Origin of the sequence: Lysinibacillus sp. Ag94, assembly GCF_023242215.1 — a bacterium.
GTDB lineage: Bacteria > Bacillota > Bacilli > Bacillales_A > Planococcaceae > Lysinibacillus.
In genome coordinates, this window is record NZ_CP096780.1 from 1334600 (window position 1) to 1351486 (window position 16887).

The window sequence follows — 16887 nt, forward strand, 5'->3', positions numbered from 1 at the left end:
TTGTACGCATATATCGAAGTACAGTATTTCATCCACGATTACCTGATCGGTCTGATTTAAAGCCTCTTAAACGTAAAAGTGGACGATAAATGAAATTGACAAAATTTGGAGGGTGATAGTTGGTGGATAAGCGTGAGCGAACAAGAGCACAAATATTAGTAGCGGCAAAAAATGTTTTTTTAGCAAATGGATATAAGGAAACGACGATCAAGTTAATTGCCAAGGAAGCAGGACTAGGTTACGGGACGATTTATTCTCATTTTAACTTAGGAAAAGAGGAAGTTTTGGCAACTTTAGTTGAGGATGTCATGGGCCCATTCTATAAAATTGTAGAACTAAATTATACGCCTAAAAATAAGCAAGAGGCTTTTAAATTTACGTATAAAAATACATATAATTACTTATCCTTGGCAGTTGAAAACAAGGAAATATTTAGATTGATTCATGAAGCAAAGGGGATGTCCCCGTTAATTGAGGAGAAATGGGAATCAATCACGGATCAATTTATTAAAAGGGTGTCTGCCAACGTAGAAATTGTTCGACAGCTGGGGCTTATTCGTAATGAAAATTATCATGCGGAGGTTATTGCGGGTTCATTGTATTACATCGGAGAGCGGTATTTATGGAAAATTATTTTGGACAAAACAGACATTCCGATTGAGGAAATTGCACGTGATATGACAACAATGTACACTTTCGGTTTGTTTAAATAATTCTGCTTAAAGTGAAAAAAAGCTAAATAAAAACAAAATTAGCTAATGACGCGGCTTCAGTTTCTTATTTATAATAGAAATAACGTTATAAAGGGAGGAATTGAAATGTGGTTAAACCAGTCATGTTTAGAGGGAGAAATTGAAATGTGGTTAAATCAGTCATGTTTAAAAATTGACACCGCGTCAGTTTTGGAGGAAGATTGTTCGCTTTCGGAAACTTTCTTTAAAAGAACTGCCACAGATGAGCAATGTATCGAAATGTACAAACATATGGTACAAGGAAGAATCTTTGATGGGATTGCATTGAAATTTCAGCGCCAAGGTAAAATAAAAACATATCCACCAATTAGAGGGCAAGAAGCAGCACAGGTTGGAAGCGCTTACGCATTGACTTCGAATGATTGGATTTATCCTAGTTACCGAGATATTGCTGCTTCATTTGTTCACGGGATGCCTATCGATAAGTTCTTTTGTTACACAATGGGTAAGATGGCTGGGCAGCATTTAACTGATTTATCAATTTTTCCTATTCAAATTGTTATTGGAGCGCAATTTTTACATGCGGTAGGTGGGGCATGGGCTAGTAAATATAAAGGGGAAGATAGTGTTTCGGTTGCTTATATGGGTGATGGAGGTACCTCTGAGGGCGATTTCCATGAAGCATTAAATTTTGCAGGTGTCTATAAATTACCAGTGGTTTTCTTTATTCAAAACAATCAATGGGCAATTAGTAATCCAATTCATAAACAAACCGCTAGCCAAACAATCGCACAAAAGGCTTTGGCTTATGGGATTACAGGAATTAGAGTAGACGGCAATGACGTATTAGCAGTTTATGAGGCAACGAAGCTTGCTATAGAAAAAGCTAAAAATGGCGAGCCTGTGCTGATTGAAGCTGTTACATTTCGCCAAGGACCTCATACAACTGCAGACGATCCGACGAAATATAGAGACCAAGCTGAAGTTGAGCAATGGCTGACAAATGACCCTATAGAAAGAATGAAAAAATTTATTGTTTCTACTGGGCTATGGAATGAGAGGCAAGAGGAGGAGCTGTTAAAAGACTGTGAAGAAATCGTTTTAAAAGCCTATGAAAAGGCACTTACAATCGAAAAGACAACCATCCCAAAAGTACTAAGAGCAACGTATGAAACAATGCCTCAAAACTTAGTAAGACAAATGCAACAAAGAGGAGGGGTGTAATAATGGAGATGACAATCGTACAGGCAATCAATACATGCTTAATTCAAGCAATGGAAAATGATGAAACAATCCTCTGTCTCGGTGAGGATATCGGAAAGAATGGTGGGGTTTTCCGTGTGACGGACGGGCTCTTAGATCGTTTTGGAGAAAGGCGTGTAGTTGATACACCGATTGCTGAGTCTGCAATTATCGGAGCTGCAGTAGGTTTAGCTACTAGAGGACTTAAACCTATAGCAGAAATACAGTTTTTAGGGTTTATTTATGAGGCGATGGATCAAATGGTAGGGCAGGCTGCACGCCTTCGTTCTCGAACGGAAAGTACAGTTACCGTGCCGCTAGTTGTTAGAGCACCGTACGGAGGAGGCATTCATGCACCTGAATTACATTCAGATAGTTTAGAAGCATTGTTTTTACACTCACCAGGTTTAAAAGTAGTTATGCCAAGTACGCCTTCCGATGCTAAAGGGTTACTCGCAGCGGCGATTAAAGATCCAGACCCAGTATTGTTCTTAGAGCCATTGAAGCTATATCGAACGATAAAAGAGGAAGTACAAGAAGAATACTATGAATTGCCTATTGGTAAGGCGGCAATTGTTCAAGAAGGGGAGCATGTGACTATCGTTACATATGGTCCGTGTGTCGTAACGGTTAAACAGGCAGTAGCGCAATTACAAGAGCAGGGTGTGTCTGTGGAAATCATTGATTTACGCACAATTGCACCGATTGACTATGAAACGATCATACAGTCGGTAGATAAAACTGGCAGACTAGTCGTTGTCCATGAAGCGGCAAAAACAGGCGGTGTAGGGGCGGAGATCGCAGCAGTTATTGCCGAAAACTGTATGTATGCTATGCATGCACCGATTTTACGTGTCACAGGCTATGATACACCTTTCCCAGTATCGAGCATTGAGGCAGAATGGATGCCAACCGTAGCGCGCGTTGTAAGTGCAGTACAAAATGTCATGAAAGAATAGGGAGGGATAGTAATGTATGATTTTTTACTCCCTGATATAGGGGAAGGTTTACATGAAGCAGAAATTGTTGGCTGGTTTGTAAAGCAAGGGCAAAAAGTAGAAATTAATGAGCCGTTAGTAGAGGTTCAAACTGATAAAGCGGTTGTAGAAATTACAGCGCCAATTACAGGGGTGATTGAGAAGCTTGGCGGCGAGGAGGGGAATACCATTACGGTAGGTAGTCTGCTTTGTCAATTTAGTAAAACCTCAGATTCGTCACCACCCCAGCGAACTCAGCCACTTGGAGAGAAAAAAGAGGAGACTTTGCCGAAAGAGAAGATTGAATTTTCAGTATTAGGAAGGGTGATGGCAGCGCCTTCAGTTAGAAAAGCAGCGCGCACCATGGGCATTAATATTGAAGAAGTACAGGGCAGTGGACCAAACGGACGGGTGCTGCGAGGTGATTTAAATAGATATGCTACACAATCATCGTCTACGATAGCACTAGTGCATAATAAGTCAAAACGTATTGAAAATGAAGTGATTGAAAATAAAATCATCCCTATTCGCGGCTTGCGCAAAGCAATCTTTGAAAATATGCAAAAAGCCGTTTCTAAAGCAGTATTATGCACAGGAATGGAAAAAATAAATGTAACGAAATTAGTGGCTTTTAGGAAAAGTATTCAACAGCTGCCGGAAATGAAGGACAAAAAAATAACTTACTTGCCTTTTTTTATCAAGGCAGTTGCGACAGCTTTACAGGAACATGAGCAGTTTAATGCCAAGGTTGATGAAGATCAAAAAGCACTGGTGATTTTCCCTTATATTCATATTGGTGTTGCAGTTGCAACTTCAGACGGTCTACTTGTGCCAGTAATAAAGCATGCAAATAAAAAAAGTATTTTTGAAATTGCAGAGGAGCTAGAAAGCCTATTGACAAAAGTTCTTTCTAAAAAAGCAACGGTAGAAGATTTAACAGGTAGTACTTTTACAATTTCTAGTACAGGAAAGGACGGGGCAACATTTGCGACGCCGATTACGAACTATCCTGAAGTAGCAATCCTGGGCACTCATAAAATTGTGAAAGAGCCAATCGTAGTAGAAGATACAATACAAATTGGTCATACAATGACACTGTCTTGCACATTTGATCATCGTGTTATTGATGGCGAGCCAGTAAATGCATTTATGCGTAGTGTGGCAGACTATTTAGAGGGACCTGTACGTTTTTTACTATAGTTCAAAAATGATAGATGCTAGCCAAAGTGGTTTCTGTTGTTGGATGTAGTATGCAAGTGTCGCTATGCAAAATGAGATTTGCACAGGCAAGAAAATAATTAATGCCTCGTAAACGCCTCTGCCGCGTTTACGAGTTTTTGTGTCATCTAAATGTTTGGGCTAATGGGGTAGTAATTACGTCAATCAATGTATTATCTTTATATGTAAATATATATTCATAGTTGGTTGTTTCATCCAACATTTTCGGTAAGTAATAGGTTAAATCTGCTATTCCTACATTTTTAGGATGGAAAATCCATGCTAGATCTTTCCAATCTAAAATGCCTTCTGCAACTTTAATCGGTGTGACATAATGATAGGATTCTGGCAATTCAGCAATAAAAGCATACATACAGCCATAGTCGGTCCTTCCATCAGTCCACGTTATTTTCCCTTTATATGTAATATCTTGCAGTGCAATGCCCGTTTCTTCCTTAATTTCTCGTAATGCACCAGCCAGTGGTGTTTCATTTCTTTCAATTTTTCCACCCACACCGTTCCAAGCCCCCATCCATTCTGGAAAATCTCTATTTAGTAATAATATTTGGTCACCCTTCTTAAGAAAACAAATTGTAAATTCAACCAAGCCTCGTACCTCCTTGTTAAAAGATAGAATGAGTTCATACAAGAAATATAGATACTAAAATAGTAGCACAAACAAGTGAAATGGTCCTCTTCATAAAAAACTGTTTTAAAATATTGATATTACGAAAAGAGTAGGGTCAATGAAGAAACTTAGTCATTGTAAGAGCGGTTGACAAACTCTTTTAATGAGCTAAAGTTTTACATATACGACATGACTAAAAAATGAGGTGCATATATGATTTTAATAAGTGCTTGCTTAGCAGGATTAAAGGTTCGATATAACGGAACAGATAGTTTAGATGAAAGAATTCAAAAACTTGTATTAGAAAATAAGGCCGTAACTGTATGCCCTGAACTTATGGGAGGTTTTTCGACCCCTCGTGAGCCAGCGGAGATAGTCGGCGGAGATGGTGAAGATGTTTTGGATGGGAAAGCGATAGTGGTGGAAAAGTCTGGCCGTGATGTAACGGAGCTTTATATAAAGGGCGCGTATGCAACTTTACAGAAAACACTCGAACTAGGTGCGACTATGGTCGTGTTAAAAGAGTATAGTCCTTCATGTGGCAGTGCAATGATTTACAATGGGGATTTCGATGGTACAAAATTAGTTGGCGCAGGCGTAACTACTGCATTGTTAAGAAGAAATAATATTGTTGTTTTTTCTGAAGAGGATGTTTCGGATTTATTAGCGGAAATTTGATAGAAATATTTTTGCCTTACAATGTTGCGCTGAAGTCTCTTTTATGAGCCAAGAATTAAGTGGTGAACATAAAGAGGATAAGCAAGCACGCTTAGATATTCTAGTGAAAACACAGGAGAATATAGCGATAAATATTGAGATTCAATTAAGCAATCAACATGATATGATTAAGCGGACACTATATTATTGGTCAAAAATTTACACTTCATAGCTTAAAAAAGGTTTTGGTTATCATAAACTAAGACCAACAATTACTATTAATATTTGTAATTTTAGTTTGTTTAAGCAAACGGATGCTTATCATACTTCATTCCATCTATATGAAGATGATGGGAAATTTAGAATTGATGATGTTTTAGAAATCCACTTTATAGAAATGAATAAATTTATTAGGCAATGGTTTACTAATAAATAATGGTTTACTAATAAATTAAACCCAATAGATAATGAACTTGCGATCTGGTTATTGTTACTAGGGGCGGTTGATGTAAGAAAGAAAAAAGTCTATAAAGAATTTTATTTGGCATTGGAGGAACTTGCTATGAATGACAAAAGAATAAAAGATGCTTTAACTATTTGGCAAGAATTAAGTCAATCTCCAGAAGAATATTATGCCTATGAATCCCGTTTAAAATATATATTAGATGAGGAAGCGAAGCTAGAAGATGCAAAATATTTTGCGGAGAAAGAAGGGGTAGCTAAGGGGATAGAGCAAGGAGAGAAAAAGAAGCAGCAAGAAATTGCCCTAAAAATGTTACAGAAAAACATGGATCTAGAAAGCATTGCCGAATTTACTGAATTAACATTCGATGAGATAAATAAATTAAAGGAACAGCTTGATGAATGAGCTAATTGATTTCCGCGAAGGTATGCACTTTTCTATTGAAATCGTTTGTTCTATCGCTAAAAATTTTCGCTCAAAGAGCTCCCAGGCGAATCGAGAAATGTGAATCACCACTACGTCTGAGAGCTCGTATAATTGTTTAGGGTTTACTTAAAAAATGTTAAAGAGATTTGTCATTTCAGTAACTTATTGAAATTCTATAAAGTTTGGTTCCTCAGGATAGTATAGTTCCTTGCGTAAGCAGACATCCCGATGTGTGAGGGTTTCGCCTTTAAATCAAATCCAAATTTCATCATCTGCCATGACACCAGTGTTTTCCGTACGATGCCCCTTCATCGTTGGTGAAAATTGCTTATTAAAATCCTCAATATAATTAATGACATATGGTGTGCCACCATTAGCCGGTATTAATTCAACATGTGCAATAATGTCATCCATCCACATCACGTCAAAAGTCATGTAATCAATCAATAGCTTCACTTCCTCCTATGAATAAATGTTTCAAAGTTGGATCACGCAACTGTGAAAGTAATACGTTCTTAGCACGTCCAAAAATTGTACGGTGATTGTTGGATTGTCGCTACTAAATTCTCCTTATCCATAAAGGGTGGGCCTTCATATTTAGATCAATCAAAGAGTTGAATATGCAAATATGAGAGAAGGTAATATTTCTGCTTAATCCCTCATTGCCTCGTGCATTTTGTTTGCCCCACTTATTGCCGTCGATACGCCATTTCTCTTGATCTCCCTTACTTGAGGTACTAAGTTCAGCATCGATAGGATGTAATCCCATCCGAACTGTTTATCGCTTCTTTAAACTTCGACTTAATGTAGATTGCTCCCACAAATTAATATTTTTCTTTATCTCCTTTTTCGATTCGAAAGGAGGAAGAACAATATGATAACGATGGCCGAATAGATGAAAATCCAAGCAAATTGCCAATAAAAAGTGGTCGGTATTGACGGTATAGAGTCTTTTGAACTCATCATTTCCAATGAAAGACGGACAGGTGGAAGTAGCCAAATGAGTCCCTTGATTTGTAGAATTGTCTCTTTTAAAGTAGCGATAACGACAGATACAATTAAAATGGCAAGTACACCCCACCAGGTATTTTGCTTGTTTTTAACTAGTTCTCTCGTAAAAATAGCTGAAAGTGCGCTAGCTAGTACAGATAAACTAAAATGAGAGAGGAATCCTAGAAATTGATGTATAAATCTTGGTTTTTCACCAAAGGCGCCAATTAGCGTAGGGTAGACCACTGATACACAGCTTAAAAATACACCAATGAGTACACAAATTACAAAATTTCCTAAATTATATTGTGTGCGACTTTTGGCATGAAGTGTTGTTATTACTTTTTGTCCTTCATCTTCTGCGTGAAATAGTGTCACTGTAAACCAGCCCATTAGAAAAAAGAGAATAATAGCTGTAAACGAATAACTGTTCAATATTGGATTTGGGGTAAAGGTATAGTTGACAACGAGACATAAAATAAAAATTGAAAAGGGTGGAACATATTTATAGGTCCTTACATAATTAATAAATTGATAGCGCAATAAACTTGTCATGCCAGCGTCTTTTCCTCCTTAAAAATGAGTATAAAATTGCTCCTCCTTCTGATTAATTGGGATTAATTTTTTTATAGAGGCTTTTTTCTGTAGAAGATCCAGTAATACTAGATCTGTATCTTCTGTCTTAATAACGGTAATGACCTCATAACAACCATTATTTAATAGACTTTGACGTTGAATTTCCAGAAAAGGTAATAGGTTGTCCAATAATTTATCAGTTGATATTTCAAAAATTAATTTATTTTTCTGTATATCTTTTTTATTGAATGAATCAGCTTGAATGATCTTATTATTTTGAATAACAAGTACTGTATCAACAAGATGCTGCAGTAATTTTGTTTCGTGGCATGTTAAAACGATACTTAATCCTTTGTCCTTTAAAATAGAAAGGGTTTCTTCTAGGTCACTTTGGGCTTTAGGATCAAGTCCTGATAACGGTTCATCTAAGATTAGTAGATCTGTGTCTTCAAGCATTGCCTGCATTATCATAACCTTTTGCTTCATTCCCTTAGAAAAATTAACAATTCGAATGTTACGAGCATCCTGTAAATTAAATAATTTAAGTAACTCATTTATTTTTAGTTGTAGTTGTTTTTTTGCCATGCCTCGAATACGGCCCATATGATAAAGATATTCTTCTGGCGTAAACAAAATATGTGAAGGGGTCACTTCAGGTACATAGCCAATGTTTAAAGATTGTCGATGTTTCACGATAGAACCGCTATCAGCATCGACTAACCCCGCAATAATTTTTAGAAGGGTACTCTTACCAGACCCATTCTTTCCTACTAGGGCTATAATTTGATTGGCACAAATAGAAAATGTAGCGTTCTCTAAGATTTTCTTACCTTTATACTGTTTAGAGATGTTCTGTATTTCCATAATCGTATTCATCTTTACACACCTTTATTTTTAGGCTTTATTGTAAGTAATTCGTTTCTATAACCTACGATGAAAAATATTAATTAACTGTAAATTTAGTATAGATGAATAGTAGTTCTTTTGCTAATAGAATTTGGTTTAATTTTCTATTTTTAGGTAGTTTATGACCTATCAACATAACGTGGGAGTGTTTTCCGTTCCGATTCTGCTTTGTTGTTGCTGTCGCTACGTTACACTGCGCTTTCGCACAGATTAAAACATTTGTTGCTGTCGCTACGTTACACTGCGCTTTCGCACAGATTAAAACATTTGTTGCTGCCGCTTCGTTACACTGCGCTTTCGCACAGATTAAAACATTTGTTGCTGTCGCTACGCTTTCGTACAGATAAAACATTCGCTGTGCTGCATGGTCTTATCTGTGACGATAATCCCCAAGTAGACGCCTAGCCCCAACCCCAACAACTTATATTCTGGCTATGTAAAAGATTCTACCCATTTTTGAGCAGAACTCTATGTTTAAACAATAATTAATTAAAATTTAACTCAATACTAGTGGAAATACCGATAAAGGTATTATATTTATTACTTGTTTATTTTTATAAATAATATTTTACTGTGTTACAATTAAGAGCGTAAATACTAGATTAGATAAATAAGTTTGATTGATAGAAATTATTTTATTTTTACTATTGAACGGAGTGAAATCTATGCAACGATTTCTAAATGATTTGTTAGGGGCAATAAAAGATAATTTAAAACTAATTGGTTATTTTTTTCTGGGTTTATTTTCAGTAGGAGCTTTCATGTATGCTGTTACTTTTGTTATAAGAATAATAATTGGAGATTCTTTTTTAATTAAATAACCCCTAGATAAAAGCATCTAGGGATTAAGGAATACGAATTAAATTAGCTCAAAATAAAAGGCGTCGTTTTAGTAAATTCGTCAATTCAGCTACTTCTTTTTAGAGGTAGTTTTTTGTACTAATACCCTTTGATTATAAGGATCGATATTTTTTTAAACTAATAATATTTAATGTAATAAATACTAGAGCGAAGCAAGCAAGGATCACTAAATCCACTAGAATTTCACTAAAGGAATATCCTTTATACATAACGCCGTTCAAAGCGTCAGCGGCATAGTATAGCGGCATAATACGCCCGATATTTTGCAGCCACTCCACCATATTATCAAGTGGGAAAATACCTGAAAAGAAAATTTGCGGTACAATGACTAGCGGAATAAATTGCATCATTTGAAACTCTGATGCAGCAAAACTTGATAAAAGAGCTCCTAATGATAATGATACAAGTGCAACGATAATATTGATTAGTAGCACAAGCCAGATGGAGCCAACGTGTACGATATCAAGGACATAAACCCCGAATAGAACAATAATAGCCGTTTGAATAAATGCAAACAATCCATAACCAAGCATATAACCAGCAACAATTTCAGAACGTTTAATCGGTGTCGCCAGTAAGCGTTCCAATGTCCCTGAAGTTCGTTCTTTTAACAACGCTATACCTGTAATTAAAAAGACGAAAAAGAACACAAAGAAGCCTGTCAACATCGGGCTAAAAATATCAAAAATAGCGGTATTTTCATCGCCAAATACATACTCAGTCTTCAACTTCATCATTGCAGATTGTTCTGGCTGCAAAACTTGAGAGAGTTTCATTTTTAAAGCCTTGGCTGTAGACGGATCATCATTTAATAATGTGAGCTTCAATTGCGTTTGATGAAAAGCTAACCAGCCATCATATTTTTCTTCTTTTAAATCGGCAATAGAAAAATCATTTTTTTCGATAACATGAAAATCCGCTGCTTCAAGCTCTTCAATGATGGATGCAGAACCATTTGATACGACTACTGTCATGTCAGGTTCGTTACTATTAAAAACAAAATACATTAACGAAAGCACAAGAAGAGGGGCAAAAAATAATAAGGCGAGTGTACGTTTATCCCGGATCATTTGCTGCATAATTCTTGTCACAATTGCACCGATTCTCATAGTGCTTCACCTCCAGCCTTTAAAAACACTTCATCAAAGTCTTTTGCCTGATAATGAGCTTTCAGATCATGTGGTGTTCCATGCGCAATGATATGACCATTGCGCAGCATTGCCAACTGATCACAGCGCTCAGCTTCATCCATTGCATGTGTCGTTACTAAAATTGTTTTATGCTCATCGTTTTTCAAACGAATTAACTCCTGCCAAATTTCCTTTTTCAATACGGGATCAATACCAACCGTTGGCTCATCTAAAATCAACAGCTTCGGGTTTTGGATAAGGGCAATTGCAAGGGATAATCTTCGTTTCATTCCACCAGAATAATTCAGCACCTTCCTATTTAAATCATCCGTTAAATGAACAAGTGTTGCAGCATAACTGACACGCTCCTCACGCTCTTTTTTTGATAATCGATAAAGCTTAGCAAAGAAATGAAGGTTCTCTTCACCGGTTAAATCTAAATATAGCGCATCAGATTGTGCCATATAGCCGATATCCGTCAGTAAATGTTTATGAGGGACAGTATAATTTAATACTTGAATACTGCCATTATCGGGTTTAATCATTCCCATAATCATTTTAATTAACGTCGTTTTCCCACAGCCTGAAGGACCAAGTAAGCCAATAAGTTCTCCCTTTGGTATTTCTAACGAAAGTGGGGCAATTACTTGTTTTTGCTGAAAATTTTTTTCAATGGAGTTTAATGAAATTGCATTGTTTCCCATATATCCATCTCTCCTTTACTGAACACAGTGTTGATACTTGAAATTTTAAGGCAGTGTATTAGGAATTACAATAAACAGATAACTAAAAAGTGTTAAGTGATTTTCGATGGAGATCAACATTTTTAAGCTAAATGAAATCAAAATGACATACTAAATAGTAAGCCATTCATAAATAACCATTTTACTAAATTAGATTGATGGAAATAAATAATATGAAATGCCGATATATAAGGTAAAATTGGAATATAAAACCTATTTGACCTTGTTGTGTCATTGAGGTAACGAGTAACTACTTTCAGCTAATGTCTTTTGGACCGAAAGCGTAGCGACAGATTAACATCAGCTGAAAGAAGTTATAGCCTCCGGAGGATGTCACAGAATCGGAAAGGCGTAAATAAAGGTTTAGCCTAAAATCATCGCATCTTTGCGATAACGGCTAACTGACCTGTGGTTCGTTACCGCTACCGCCGGCATAAGCACAAAGCCGATTCCAGATGTAATTATGCCTAGGCATTATTGATCGAAACCGCTAAATACTAATCAGAATAAAGTGAAAATACAATGGGGGGTCTAAATGTCTATTCACGATATTATGAATTTTGAAACCAAACGAGCTATAAAAAATGCATTACTTATACAAATAGAGGAAGTAGGGTTTGAACGAATAACAGTAAAAAAACTTGCTATTACTGCTAACATTAATCGAGGAACTTTTTATTTACACTATAAGGATAAATATGAAGTAATGGAGGATTTGCAGGAATATGCTTTTCAAACGATAAAAATAGGTCAACTTTATCAGCCATTTATAGCAGTGTTTAAATATATTAAAGAGCATGATAAAGCCTTTCGAGTAATTCTGGGGGAGCAGGGGAGCCCAGCTTTTAGTAAGAGGATGAAGACAGTTTTTAGTAATCATATTTTGGACAGAATCTCTGTTATTCGAGAAGAAGGACTTGATCCAGAGTTTCAACCATATTTTGAAGCTTTTTTAACATCCGCGATTTTAGGTGTTATTCAAGAGTGGTTAGATAATGGAGATGATTTAAACGTAGAGGATTTAGCAATGATTCATTTTCGGTTATTGCGATTCCTTGGTGATTTGGCATCTTTGTAACAATAAAGTTATACAAGAATCTGCTTGCTCCAAGAAAGCAAGCAGATGTTTGCATTATAAATATAAATCACGTTTAACAAAAACACGAATTGCCAGCATATAGCATAGCAGCCCGATTAAAAACAATGCCCCTAGCATCCAAAAAGACGAGCTATCTTGAGTCATTAATTTTTCAGGTGTAAACAATGAGTAAATCGTGAAGTACTTAAGCTTTTCTAAAGAACCGCCCATATTACTAAGTGCTTGAATTAAATAAAAAAGAATAGGAATTCCTGTACTATACGCGTAAGAGGTTCTTAAATCCTTACTACTACAGGATATTAAAAAGCAGTAGCCACTAATGGCAAAATGTAAGAAAAAAAGACCGATATTTAATGTCAAGAAAGCACTTAAATCCAATTCATTTGGAAATAGAATACCTGAAAAGATGATAGCTATTAAAGTTGTTGCGACGAGCAGTACCAAAATACTAGCAACCAAAAAAAATGCTTGCGTGAAGACAATTTTAAAACGTGTATTCGGTGTTGCAATTAAGTATGCCATAGAACCATTATCGATATAGCCTATTACTAATTTATTTGCCAGCATAATAATGAAAACTAACGGTAAAACTAGTAATAAAAATCCATACAAATAGGTAGATAGAAATTCAATTAACGAATTACCTATGTTACTCATACCAAATGCTGACATCAATTCTGGCATTGTTTCGGTAAGTTTATTAAGAGTATGGCTCATCTCAGGGTTATACATATAGACGATACTAATGATATAGAGCATTAATACAGCGAGAATAATACTAAAAAGTTTAATCGTAGCTAGCATCTCATGTTTAAGCAAAGTAAAGTTCATGATTCTTTTCCTCCGCTTTCGTAGTAATGCATGAATATATCTTCAAGTGATTGTGAAATGATATCGAGGTCATTAATTTTATAGTCTGCTAATGTATGAAGTAATGTTTGGACATTACCTTGAACTTTTATAATGGCTTGTGTTGGACCGATTTGTTCAATTTTAAGTTGCTCTCCTAAGAAACGAGATAGCTCTTGCTCACTTTGAAATTCTATTAAAAAATTTTTAGATTTTCGCTTTTTTAAGTCAGCAATAGTTTCTGTTGCAACAATTTTCCCTGCATTAAGGATCGCTACACGGTCACAAGTTTTTTCAATTTCTTCAATCATATGAGAGGACATGAATATGGTTGTGCCTTTTTCTTTTTCAGCTAAAATAAACTCGATAAACTTTGTTTGTATAAGAGGATCTAATCCACTTGTCGGTTCATCTAGAATGACTATCTCAGGGTTATGCATAAATGCGCAAATGAGACCTACTTTTTGCTTCATACCTTTTGACATTTTCTTAATAAGTCCAGTGGCATTTAATTCAAAATATTGCATGAGTTCATGAGCTCTTGTCAAATCTTTTAACCCTCGCATTTGGGCAATAAATTTAATAAATTGTTGTCCAGTCATTTTATCAATAAAAGCAATTTCACCAGGTAAATAGCCTACAAAAGTTTGAATTTCAGCTGTAGATTGGCGACAATCCAACCCTTTAATAAAACACTGTCCTTCTGTAGGCTGTAAGAAACCCATTAAATGCCGAATTGTTGTAGATTTACCGGCACCATTGGGACCTAAAAAACCGAACACTTCGCCTTTTTCGATTTGTAAGTCCACATTTTGTACACTATAAAAATCTCCAAATTTTTTAGTTAAATTATTGACTTCGATCATAGCCATACATTTCACCTCTTCGACTGTTCTTTATAATGATTATAATGCTTATTTTTAAAAAATAAATTGCTATAAAGTGAAACTCTAATCAGTGAGGGCCAAATGGCTAATGCGATATAAAAAAAGAACATGAATGGCTTCTTTAATAAGACTTCCTTCATGTCCTCTGTATAGTGATGTTAATTTTACATGGAATATTAATTTGAAGATATTTATTCTCCATAATAATCATTCAGTGCTACTTCTAAACGTTCTTCTAAGTGCTTCGAAATATAACCCAACACAAATTGTTCCTTTTCCATCTCAATTTGAGAGGATCGAAAAGTTTTTCTGAAAAAGCCTGCCTTATTTTCCATCACAAATTGCTGTAATGCTTCTGTCCGTAATGTTGACACAATTTCATTTTCGATATGACGCTCACGAATTTTTTGAACAATATCCTTTACGCTACGCTCTTGCAGTTCTGAAATTTGTTTTTGTAGATTTTCATTTTCTTGTTTAAGTTCAACTGTTTCTTTTTGAATCTCTTCTACTTGAAGCTCCGATTCCGAGGATACTAATTGAATGTTTTGTGCGAGAAAGTCTTGATTGATCGTTACTTGTAAGGAGCCATGTTCTTCGTTTGGCGTAATATTGAAAAGTCCTGTTTGTATCATTTGTTGTAGAACATTTCCAAGAATATCAACTTTATTCGCTAAATCGTCAGTGCCCATAGTTGTCGCAGTTATTTGATGTCTAAAGATTTGACCGTTGTCATCAATCCCTAGTAAAAGTTTTAAGCCTCTGACGCGGTGTTTATCTTTTAGCAGTAAAATCATACGAAGTCTTAAGATGGCAGGAAGATTCAAACGAATATTGGTGTTTGGGCTATTCGAAGCATTATCAAAAATATACTGTTCAAATGGTTTAATGTAATAGCGAAGCATCGCATCCGTAATTTCAAACCAACCTGCGACTTCTGCAATGGAATAATGATTTGATTCTTCAATATGCGCTAAATAGTTGTCATTATAAAGTATTTCTTCTAAAGGCGTATTTTGTATTTCGACAAACAATGGGTCATGTTGCACAATTCCGAGTACCATTTCTTTTGCATCATTTAGTTTAAGCATCCTTTTACACCCCACTTTATTTTTCCGAATAACCCTATATAGGTTTCTATTCTACTGGAAGCAATTGTATGACTATTTTGTGTAAGAAATAATCAATAGAACTAATGACCTGAAAACCTTTTCTGACTCTTAACAGAAATTTAAGTTGTATAAAATGGGAGAAATGTTGAAGTATATAGTTTAGAAGGGAATTCCTATGGAACACTGCTGCGAAGTGGGACATAGGACGCCCCGAGAAAAGCATTAGTATCATTGAAGCTATTAATTTTGTAGTCACTGAAAACAAAGATTTAATCAAAGTTAGCACATTCTAGTAAGCTGTAATAAGTGAAAATACGTTTGAATAGAGGGCATCCAATACACAAGATAGCTTAACGGCTTAACACTAGTAAAGTGAGTGTTGCGTCGATTGCAATAGATATTGAAATCACAGGAAAGATTGGTCAAAACGAAAAAGAGCCATCTCTTAAAAAGAAATGGCTAAAAAGTAATTACAGGAGTGAACACGTTGAGGGATCGCTAAGCGAATATGCTTAACACTACTATAACTATGTTGTAATTGTAGTTTTGTATAGTTGAAGGACTTGGAAATTAAATAAAAAATAAAAAGTCGCAGCGTTTGCAGACACTATCAAACTCATGAACAATTTGAAGATTAAACTAGAGCGATTATAATATTTCTTTAAAAAACTCATAAAATCCCATATCCATCGGAATAGCCCAAATAAAGAATCCAAGCAGCGCAATCGGTCCAAGTAATAAATGATAAATCTTAATCGGTAATATTTTTCCGAGTAAGGCTTTATAAATTGCTACACAAACCGCCATTATTGCAGGTAATAATAATATAGGCGGAATAAAACAAAGCAGTCTTCCGATAAAGTATATACCCGGAAATATGTCCAAAAACATATCCGTTAATCACCTCGTTATGTATATTTTATAAATGATAACATAAAAAAGCCACAGCTTCGTCACACGCTAGAAGGTGCTTACAACATTATTATATACCCTAAAAGGAGGGCAAACCTATGCTATTAACGCAAGACAAGCTAGACGCAATGATTATAGAATACCACCGGATGGTTAATGTCATCAAAGAAATGCCAGCAAAAATGGTTATTGGGATAAAACAGTACAATAGGGTATCGAGGCTACACTACCTAAGACAGCAGGGTGTCAGTGATCCAATTATCGAGGAGGCTATTAGACGTGCAAAGCCTTCTTGATAGAGTACAAGGTCAAGTGTATTTACAAACCATCAAAGAGTGGATGTAGTATTGAAAATAAAAACATCCAACATTGTTTATTATTTTTCTCCTACATAATCTAAAGTTTTCAGATTCCACATATACCCCGTCCGAATATTTTTTGGTAACCCAAGTGCCAAGTTAAAAATGCCCCGTACCCCACATGAGAATACGATAAAAAAATCACTCTACATAAAGAACA

At 35.7% G+C, this 16887-nt stretch carries 19 protein-coding genes and 1 pseudogene; 9 read left to right on the forward strand and 11 right to left on the reverse strand.

The window, feature by feature from the left end; genetic code table 11:
* Positions 1 to 122: 122 nt before the first annotated feature.
* From MY533_RS05940 to MY533_RS05955, 4 genes are all read left to right on the forward strand, one after another.
* Positions 123 to 713 carry a TetR/AcrR family transcriptional regulator gene (locus tag MY533_RS05940; protein ID WP_248719156.1) on the forward strand — a complete coding sequence of 197 codons (591 nt, stop codon included), beginning with the start codon at positions 123 to 125 and terminating at the stop codon, positions 711 to 713.
* A 105-nt stretch (positions 714 to 818) separates the two neighbouring features.
* Positions 819 to 1916, forward strand: a complete 1098-nt coding sequence (gene pdhA, locus MY533_RS05945; RefSeq protein ID WP_248718365.1) for a pyruvate dehydrogenase (acetyl-transferring) E1 component subunit alpha — start codon at positions 819 to 821, stop codon at positions 1914 to 1916.
* Positions 1916 to 2893, forward strand: a complete 978-nt coding sequence (locus tag MY533_RS05950; protein ID WP_248719157.1) for an alpha-ketoacid dehydrogenase subunit beta — start codon at positions 1916 to 1918, stop codon at positions 2891 to 2893. The genes pdhA and MY533_RS05950 overlap by 1 nt, the downstream gene beginning before the upstream one ends.
* A 12-nt stretch (positions 2894 to 2905) precedes the next feature.
* Positions 2906 to 4111: a dihydrolipoamide acetyltransferase family protein gene (locus MY533_RS05955; RefSeq protein WP_248718366.1), complete on the forward strand. Its 1206-nt coding sequence runs from the start codon at positions 2906 to 2908 to the stop codon at positions 4109 to 4111.
* A 142-nt stretch (positions 4112 to 4253) separates the two neighbouring features.
* On the opposite strand, the gene MY533_RS05960 is transcribed toward MY533_RS05955, so the two are convergent.
* Positions 4254 to 4736: an NUDIX hydrolase gene (locus tag MY533_RS05960; RefSeq protein WP_248718367.1), complete on the reverse strand. Its 483-nt coding sequence runs from the start codon at positions 4734 to 4736 to the stop codon at positions 4254 to 4256.
* 234 nt (positions 4737 to 4970) lie between these two features.
* Here MY533_RS05960 and MY533_RS05965 point away from each other — a divergent pair, with 234 nt between their 5' ends.
* From MY533_RS05965 to MY533_RS05975, 3 genes and pseudogenes are all read left to right on the forward strand, one after another.
* Entirely contained in the window at positions 4971 to 5435 is a 465-nt protein-coding gene (locus MY533_RS05965) for a 2-thiouracil desulfurase family protein (RefSeq protein ID WP_248718368.1), read from the forward strand.
* A gap of 7 nt (positions 5436 to 5442) precedes the next feature.
* Positions 5443 to 5850 (forward strand): annotated as a pseudogene (locus tag MY533_RS05970) (Rpn family recombination-promoting nuclease/putative transposase).
* 111 nt (positions 5851 to 5961) lie between these two features.
* Positions 5962 to 6282: an Rpn family recombination-promoting nuclease/putative transposase gene (locus tag MY533_RS05975; protein ID WP_256469525.1), complete on the forward strand. Its 321-nt coding sequence runs from the start codon at positions 5962 to 5964 to the stop codon at positions 6280 to 6282.
* A gap of 273 nt (positions 6283 to 6555) precedes the next feature.
* On the opposite strand, the gene MY533_RS05980 is transcribed toward MY533_RS05975, so the two are convergent.
* From MY533_RS05980 to MY533_RS06005, 6 genes are all read right to left on the reverse strand, one after another.
* Positions 6556 to 6750 (reverse strand): hypothetical protein, encoded by a 195-nt coding sequence (locus MY533_RS05980; RefSeq protein WP_248718370.1) that lies wholly within the window; start codon positions 6748 to 6750, stop codon positions 6556 to 6558.
* A 390-nt stretch (positions 6751 to 7140) separates the two neighbouring features.
* Positions 7141 to 7848: an ABC transporter permease gene (locus MY533_RS05985; RefSeq protein ID WP_248718371.1), complete on the reverse strand. Its 708-nt coding sequence runs from the start codon at positions 7846 to 7848 to the stop codon at positions 7141 to 7143.
* 18 nt (positions 7849 to 7866) lie between these two features.
* On the reverse strand, positions 7867 to 8745 hold the full coding sequence (locus MY533_RS05990; protein WP_248718372.1) for an ABC transporter ATP-binding protein: 879 nt from the start codon (positions 8743 to 8745) through the stop codon (positions 7867 to 7869).
* Between the two features lie 67 nt (positions 8746 to 8812).
* On the reverse strand, positions 8813 to 9127 hold the full coding sequence (locus MY533_RS05995) for a hypothetical protein (RefSeq protein WP_248718373.1): 315 nt from the start codon (positions 9125 to 9127) through the stop codon (positions 8813 to 8815).
* A 601-nt stretch (positions 9128 to 9728) separates the two neighbouring features.
* On the reverse strand, positions 9729 to 10745 hold the full coding sequence (locus MY533_RS06000; RefSeq protein WP_248718374.1) for an ABC transporter permease: 1017 nt from the start codon (positions 10743 to 10745) through the stop codon (positions 9729 to 9731).
* Entirely contained in the window at positions 10742 to 11470 is a 729-nt protein-coding gene (locus tag MY533_RS06005; RefSeq protein WP_248718375.1) for an ABC transporter ATP-binding protein, read from the reverse strand. The genes MY533_RS06000 and MY533_RS06005 overlap by 4 nt, the downstream gene beginning before the upstream one ends.
* A gap of 574 nt (positions 11471 to 12044) precedes the next feature.
* Between MY533_RS06005 and MY533_RS06010 the strand changes: the two genes are divergently transcribed.
* The gene (locus MY533_RS06010; protein ID WP_248718376.1) at positions 12045 to 12587 is read left to right on the forward strand and encodes a TetR/AcrR family transcriptional regulator; all 543 of its coding nucleotides are present in this window, start codon (positions 12045 to 12047) and stop codon (positions 12585 to 12587) included.
* A 54-nt stretch (positions 12588 to 12641) separates the two neighbouring features.
* Here the strand turns inward: MY533_RS06010 and MY533_RS06015 are convergent, their stop codons facing one another.
* From MY533_RS06015 to MY533_RS06030, 4 genes are all read right to left on the reverse strand, one after another.
* On the reverse strand, positions 12642 to 13439 hold the full coding sequence (locus tag MY533_RS06015) for an ABC transporter permease subunit (protein ID WP_248718377.1): 798 nt from the start codon (positions 13437 to 13439) through the stop codon (positions 12642 to 12644).
* Positions 13436 to 14323, reverse strand: a complete 888-nt coding sequence (locus MY533_RS06020) for an ABC transporter ATP-binding protein (RefSeq protein ID WP_248719158.1) — start codon at positions 14321 to 14323, stop codon at positions 13436 to 13438. The genes MY533_RS06015 and MY533_RS06020 overlap by 4 nt, the downstream gene beginning before the upstream one ends.
* A gap of 212 nt (positions 14324 to 14535) precedes the next feature.
* Positions 14536 to 15435 (reverse strand): hypothetical protein, encoded by a 900-nt coding sequence (locus tag MY533_RS06025; protein WP_248718378.1) that lies wholly within the window; start codon positions 15433 to 15435, stop codon positions 14536 to 14538.
* Positions 15436 to 16104: 669 nt separating this feature from the next.
* Positions 16105 to 16347, reverse strand: coding sequence for a hypothetical protein (locus tag MY533_RS06030; RefSeq protein ID WP_132364808.1), 243 nt, complete (start codon positions 16345 to 16347; stop codon positions 16105 to 16107).
* 119 nt (positions 16348 to 16466) lie between these two features.
* Here MY533_RS06030 and MY533_RS06035 point away from each other — a divergent pair, with 119 nt between their 5' ends.
* Positions 16467 to 16664 (forward strand): hypothetical protein, encoded by a 198-nt coding sequence (locus MY533_RS06035; RefSeq protein WP_248718379.1) that lies wholly within the window; start codon positions 16467 to 16469, stop codon positions 16662 to 16664.
* Positions 16665 to 16887: the final 223 nt, after the last annotated feature.

Bases quoted from the DNA above. Each gene is read 5' to 3' on its own strand.
- pdhA (WP_248718365.1), top strand. From the start codon at position 819: ATGTGGTTAAACCAGTCATGTTTAGAGGGAGAAATTGAAATGTGGTTA.
- MY533_RS05955 (WP_248718366.1), top strand. From the start codon at position 2,906: ATGTATGATTTTTTACTCCCTGATATAGGGGAAGGTTTACATGAAGCA.
- MY533_RS05965 (WP_248718368.1), top strand. From the start codon at position 4,971: ATGATTTTAATAAGTGCTTGCTTAGCAGGATTAAAGGTTCGATATAAC.
- MY533_RS05985 (WP_248718371.1), bottom strand. From the start codon at position 7,848: ATGACAAGTTTATTGCGCTATCAATTTATTAATTATGTAAGGACCTAT.
- MY533_RS05990 (WP_248718372.1), bottom strand. From the start codon at position 8,745: ATGAATACGATTATGGAAATACAGAACATCTCTAAACAGTATAAAGGT.
- MY533_RS05995 (WP_248718373.1), bottom strand. From the start codon at position 9,127: ATGTTTTATCTGTACGAAAGCGTAGCGACAGCAACAAATGTTTTAATC.
- MY533_RS06000 (WP_248718374.1), bottom strand. From the start codon at position 10,745: ATGAGAATCGGTGCAATTGTGACAAGAATTATGCAGCAAATGATCCGG.
- MY533_RS06005 (WP_248718375.1), bottom strand. From the start codon at position 11,470: ATGGGAAACAATGCAATTTCATTAAACTCCATTGAAAAAAATTTTCAG.
- MY533_RS06010 (WP_248718376.1), top strand. From the start codon at position 12,045: ATGTCTATTCACGATATTATGAATTTTGAAACCAAACGAGCTATAAAA.
- MY533_RS06015 (WP_248718377.1), bottom strand. From the start codon at position 13,439: ATGAACTTTACTTTGCTTAAACATGAGATGCTAGCTACGATTAAACTT.
- MY533_RS06020 (WP_248719158.1), bottom strand. From the start codon at position 14,323: ATGATCGAAGTCAATAATTTAACTAAAAAATTTGGAGATTTTTATAGT.
- MY533_RS06025 (WP_248718378.1), bottom strand. From the start codon at position 15,435: ATGCTTAAACTAAATGATGCAAAAGAAATGGTACTCGGAATTGTGCAA.
- MY533_RS06030 (WP_132364808.1), bottom strand. From the start codon at position 16,347: ATGTTTTTGGACATATTTCCGGGTATATACTTTATCGGAAGACTGCTT.
- MY533_RS06035 (WP_248718379.1), top strand. From the start codon at position 16,467: ATGCTATTAACGCAAGACAAGCTAGACGCAATGATTATAGAATACCAC.